Origin of the sequence: Nocardia sp. CC213A, assembly GCF_030766805.1 — a bacterium.
GTDB lineage: Bacteria > Actinomycetota > Actinomycetes > Mycobacteriales > Mycobacteriaceae > Nocardia > Nocardia otitidiscaviarum.
Map to the genome: position 1 here is coordinate 1 of NZ_JASFXA010000042.1, position 5,139 is coordinate 5,139.

The following is a 5,139-nucleotide window of genomic DNA, read 5'->3' on the forward strand; positions in this document are numbered from 1 at the left end:
CGTGTGTTGTTTCAGATACCGCACAGTGGACGCGTAGCAGCTTTGTTGGTAAGTCCTCGGCCTATTAGTACCAGTCACCTCCACACGTTACCGCGCTTCCAGTTCTGGCCTATCAACCCAATGGTCTGTTGGGGGCCTTACCCCCTCGAGGGGGTGAGAAACCTCATCTTGGAACAGGCTTCCCGCTTAGATGCTTTCAGCGGTTATCCCTTCCGAACGTGGCCAACCAGCAGTGCTCCTGGCGGAACAACTGGCACACCAGAGGTTCGTCCGTCCCGGTCCTCTCGTACTAGGGACAGCCTTCCTCAAGTTTCTAACGCGCGCGGCGGATAGAGACCGAACTGTCTCACGACGTTCTAAACCCAGCTCGCGTGCCGCTTTAATGGGCGAACAGCCCAACCCTTGGGACCTACTCCAGCCCCAGGATGCGACGAGCCGACATCGAGGTGCCAAACCATCCCGTCGATATGGACTCTTGGGGAAGATCAGCCTGTTATCCCCGGGGTACCTTTTATCCGTTGAGCGACACCGCTTCCACATGCCGGTGCCGGATCACTAGTCCCGACTTTCGTCCCTGCTCGACATGTCTGTCTCACAGTCAAGCTCCCTTGTGCACTTGCACTCGACACCTGATTGCCAACCAGGCTGAGGGAACCTTTGGGCGCCTCCGTTACATTTTGGGAGGCAACCGCCCCAGTTAAACTACCCACCAGGCACTGTCCCTGAACCCGATCAGGGTCCGAGGTTAGAGGTCCAATACGATCAGAGTGGTATTTCAACGACGACTCCCACAACACTAGCGTGCCGCTTTCACAGTCTCCCACCTATCCTACACAAACCGTACCGAACACCAATACCAAGCTATAGTGAAGGTCCCGGGGTCTTTTCGTCCTGCCGCGCGTAACGAGCATCTTTACTCGTAATGCAATTTCGCCGAGTCTGTGGTTGAGACAGCAGAGAAGTCGTTACGCCATTCGTGCAGGTCGGAACTTACCCGACAAGGAATTTCGCTACCTTAGGATGGTTATAGTTACCACCGCCGTTTACCGGGGCTTAAATTCTCAGCTTCGCGCATTACTGCGCTAACCGGTCCTCTTAACCTTCCGGCACCGGGCAGGCGTCAGTCCGTATACATCGTCTTACGACTTCGCACGGACCTGTGTTTTTAGTAAACAGTCGCTTCTCTCTGGTCTCTGCGACCCCGACCAGCTCCCACCGCAAGGGTGTTCACCAGCCCGGGTCCCCCTTCTCCCGAAGTTACGGGGGCATTTTGCCGAGTTCCTTAACCACAGTTCTCTCGATCGCCTTAGTATTCTCTACCTGACCACCTGTGTCGGTTTGGGGTACGGGCCGTGTACCAACTCACTAGAGGCTTTTCTCGGCAGCATAGGATCACTGAATTCGCCTCAATCGGCTACGCATCACGTCTCAGCCTGTACGAGTGACGGATTTGCCTATCACTCGGCCTACACGCTTACACCAGGTATTCCATCACCTGGCCCAGCTACCTTCCTGCGTCACCCCATCGCTTGACTACTACAATCAGGGTCCCGTGCAGCCCCCTCCAGCCACCCGAAGGTGGTCTATTGGGTTTTGGACGGTTAGCACAACTGATTCGCCATTGGGCGCGGGTACACGGGTACGGGAATATCAACCCGTTGTCCATCGGCTACGCCTGTCGGCCTCGTCTTAGGTCCCGACTCACCCTGGGCGGATTAACCTGGCCCAGGAACCCTTGGTCATTCGGCGGACGAGTTTCTCACTCGTCTTTCGCTACTCATGCCTGCATTCTCACTCGCGCAGCCTCCACGGCTAGGTCACCCTGCCGCTTCCCTGGCTACACGACGCTCCCCTACCCAGCCACACCACTGCCCCGAAGGGGATGTCCATGTGTGACTGCCGCGGCTTCGGCGGTGTACTTGAGCCCCGCTACATTGTCGGCGCAGGATCACTTGACCAGTGAGCTATTACGCACTCTTTCAAGGGTGGCTGCTTCTAAGCCAACCTCCTGGTTGTCTCTGCGACCCCACATCCTTTTCCACTTAGTACACGCTTAGGGGCCTTAGCCGGCGATCTGGGCTGTTTCCCTCTCGACTACGAAGCTTATCCCCCGCAGTCTCACTGCCACGCTCTCACACACCGGCATTCGGAGTTTGGCTGACTTCGGTAAGCTTGTGGGCCCCCTAGGCCATCCAGTAGCTCTACCTCCGGCGTGAAACACGTGACGCTGCACCTAAATGCATTTCGGGGAGAACCAGCTATCACGGAGTTTGATTGGCCTTTCACCCCTACCCACAGCTCATCCCCTCAGTTTTCAACCTAAGTGGGTTCGGGCCTCCACGACGTCTTACCGTCGCTTCACCCTGGCCATGGGTAGATCACTCCGCTTCGGGTCCATAGCATGCGACTCTGGGCGCCCTATTCGGACTCGCTTTCGCTACGGCTACCCCACACGGGTTAACCTCGCCACATACCGATGACTCGCAGGCTCATTCTTCAAAAGGCACGCCATCACCCCACCCGAAGGAGGGCTCTGACGGATTGTAAGCGCACGGTTTCAGGTACTATTTCACTCCCCTCCCGGGGTACTTTTCACCTTTCCCTCACGGTACTAGTCCGCTATCGGTCACCAGGTAGTATTCAGGCTTATCGGGTGGTCCCGACAGATTCACAGCAGATTTCACGGGCCCGCTGCTACTCGGGTGCCCATCACATGAGCCGAGAAGTTTTCGTCTACCGGACTCTCACCGTCTACGGTTGGCCATCCCAAACCAATTCGACTAACAACTCGGTTTCTCACTCATGCTCCTCACGGCAGTAAGAAGAAGATGGGTCCCACGACCCCGCATGGACAACGCCTGCCGGCTATCACATCCACACGGTTTAGCCTCATCCGCTTTCGCTCGCCACTACTCACGGAATCACTGTTGTTTTCTCTTCCTGTGGGTACTGAGATGTTTCACTTCCCCACGTTCCCTCCACACACCCTATATATTCAGGCGCGGGTAACACGACATCACTCGTGCTGGGTTTCCCCATTCGGAAATCCTCGGATCTCAGCTCGGTTGACAGCTCCCCGAGGCTTATCGCAGCCTCCTACGTCCTTCATCGGCTCCTGGTGCCAAGGCATCCACCGTACGCTCTTACACACTTACTAACAAAGATGCTCGCGTCCACTGTGCAGTTCTCAAACAACACACAAGCCCGACCTTTTACCCAGCACCAGCCGCAACCCATGTTGCGCGGTATGACTGAAGATCAGTCTCGTCGTTATCTTGCCTGGAAAGAACGTCTGTTCTTTCAGGACCCAACAGTGTGTCGATATATCCACCGCGATCCCGGACTCGGCCGGAACCTTGATGCGATGAAGCTTGTCAGCGTTCCACCCATGAGCTCCGCCGGACTACATGCGAGTCCGAAACGGTCTCTGCCAGAACAACTTTCCCACCTGTGTGGGCATGCCTGGAGAAGTGCTCCTTAGAAAGGAGGTGATCCAGCCGCACCTTCCGGTACGGCTACCTTGTTACGACTTCGTCCCAATCGCCAATCCCACCTTCGACGGCTCCCTCCCACGAGGGGTTAGGCCACCGGCTTCGGGTGTTACCGACTTTCATGACGTGACGGGCGGTGTGTACAAGGCCCGGGAACGTATTCACCGCAGCGTTGCTGATCTGCGATTACTAGCGACTCCAACTTCACGGGGTCGAGTTGCAGACCCCGATCCGAACTGAGACCGGCTTTAAGGGATTCGCTCCACCTCGCGGTATCGCAGCCCTCTGTACCGGCCATTGTAGCATGTGTGAAGCCCTGGACATAAGGGGCATGATGACTTGACGTCGTCCCCACCTTCCTCCGAGTTGACCCCGGCAGTCTCTCACGAGTCCCCGCCATTACGCGCTGGCAACATAAGATAAGGGTTGCGCTCGTTGCGGGACTTAACCCAACATCTCACGACACGAGCTGACGACAGCCATGCACCACCTGTACACCGACCACAAGGGGGCGCCTATCTCTAGGCGTTTCCGGTGTATGTCAAACCCAGGTAAGGTTCTTCGCGTTGCATCGAATTAATCCACATGCTCCGCCGCTTGTGCGGGCCCCCGTCAATTCCTTTGAGTTTTAGCCTTGCGGCCGTACTCCCCAGGCGGGGTACTTAATGCGTTAGCTACGGCACGGATCCCGTGGAAGGAAACCCACACCTAGTACCCACCGTTTACGGCGTGGACTACCAGGGTATCTAATCCTGTTCGCTACCCACGCTTTCGCTTCTCAGCGTCAGTTACTTCCCAGAGACCCGCCTTCGCCACCGGTGTTCCTCCTGATATCTGCGCATTTCACCGCTACACCAGGAATTCCAGTCTCCCCTGAAGTACTCTAGTCTGCCCGTATCGACCGCAGGCGCGCAGTTGAGCTGCACGTTTTCACGATCGACGCGACAGACCGCCTACAAGCTCTTTACGCCCAGTAATTCCGGACAACGCTCGCACCCTACGTATTACCGCGGCTGCTGGCACGTAGTTGGCCGGTGCTTCTTCTACAGGTACCGTCACTCGCGCTTCGTCCCTGTCGAAAGAGGTTTACAACCCGAAGGCCGTCATCCCTCACGCGGCGTCGCTGCATCAGGCTTTCGCCCATTGTGCAATATTCCCCACTGCTGCCTCCCGTAGGAGTCTGGGCCGTGTCTCAGTCCCAGTGTGGCCGGTCGCCCTCTCAGGCCGGCTACCCGTCGTCGCCTTGGTAGGCCGTTACCCCACCAACAAGCTGATAGGCCGCGGGCCCATCTCGCACCAGTAAACCTTTCCACCACAAACCATGCGATTCGCGGTCATATCCGGTATTAGACCCAGTTTCCCAGGCTTATCCCGGAGTGCGAGGCAGATCACCCACGTGTTACTCACCCGTTCGCCGCTCGTGTACCCCGAAGGGCCTTACCGCTCGACTTGCATGTGTTAAGCACGCCGCCAGCGTTCGTCCTGAGCCAGGATCAAACTCTCCGTTGAAGACTCTCGAAACACCCGAAGGCGAATCAGAAGAATAATCGAACCAGAGTCCGAAAACCTAGCAAAACAATCGCCAGCCGGAAAATAGCTGACTTCAATGTCCGACACCCACACGGGGGTGTAAGCGCCGGAACCAAAA

General features: G+C 56.8%; 2 rRNA genes. Both read right to left on the minus strand.

Features of this window, described 5'->3' with window-relative positions:
• Window positions 1–44 precede the first annotated feature (44 nt).
• Window positions 45–3,157: ribosomal RNA gene (locus QJS31_RS37215) — 23S ribosomal RNA — on the minus strand.
• A gap of 324 nt (window positions 3,158–3,481) precedes the next feature.
• Window positions 3,482–5,000 (minus strand): 16S ribosomal RNA (locus tag QJS31_RS37220).
• The 16S and 23S rRNA genes sit together here, the layout of an rRNA operon.
• Window positions 5,001–5,139: the final 139 nt, after the last annotated feature.